Annotated in this window: 2 protein-coding genes; both read left to right on the top strand. The window is 55.1% G+C overall.

Annotated features, from left to right (window positions below):
- Positions 1-88, top strand: an 88-nt coding sequence (locus B3Z49_RS04745) for a BolA/IbaG family iron-sulfur metabolism protein (protein ID WP_296988546.1), incomplete at its 5' end; no start/stop codon positions are given.
- Positions 89-260: 172 nt separating this feature from the next.
- On the top strand, positions 261-790 hold a 530-nt coding region (gene rarD, locus B3Z49_RS04740; protein WP_296988542.1), incomplete at its 3' end, for an EamA family transporter RarD.

The following is a 790-nucleotide window of genomic DNA, read 5'->3' as shown; positions in this document are numbered from 1 at the left end:
TCAGCACCAGATGGTCTATTCCGCCCTTAAGGGCAAAATGGGCGGCGACCTGCATGCGCTGGCCCTGCAGACCTCTGCGCCGGAATAAGGTCATTCAAGATAAAACTTTGGCAAAGCACCTCGCCACCACGAACCGCTTCGCCAAACCAAACTCAGGGGCCGTTTGCCTTCGGCCCCTGTTGCCTTTCCGATCGAACTGAGCTGGTCCGAAGACTTAAGCGGCCGGTCACAGCCCCATTCACTGACCACGGCTTGAAATTATGTCTTCTCAAGAAAAACCGGCACTGATCGGCCCCGGCCCCCTCGCCGGGCTTGGCGCCTTCATCTTCTGGGGGTTTTTCGGCCTGTATTTCAAACAGGTCGCCTTTGCCACCCCGCTTGAAATCCTGTCGCACCGCATTGTGTGGTCAGCACTTCTCACCCTTCTGCTGGTGTTTGTTCTGGGTCGGCGCAAGAAACTGCTTGAGCTGATTTCATCAGCACGCACCGTCGGGCTTTTGTTTCTTTCTAGCCTTCTGGTCGCCGGGAACTGGTTGCTTTACATCTGGGCTGTCAATAATGCCCATGCCCTGGAAGCAAGCCTTGGCTATTACATCATGCCGCTGATCATGCTGATCCTGGGCCGCATTTTCTTTGCCGAAAAACTCAACCGCATTCAGATCATCTCCGTTCTGATCTGCGCGGCCGGGGTTCTGAACCTTCTGGTTTTTTATGGCAATATGCCCTGGGTCGCCGTCGGCCTTTCGACCTTGTTTGGCTTTTACGGTGTGATTCGCAAATTCGTCCCGGC

Source organism: Thalassospira sp. UBA1131 (assembly GCF_002311515.1).
Classification (GTDB): Bacteria; Pseudomonadota; Alphaproteobacteria; order Rhodospirillales; family Thalassospiraceae; genus Thalassospira.
The sequence above is the reverse complement of the archived record's forward strand: the minus strand, read 5'-3'. Positions and strand labels throughout refer to the sequence as shown.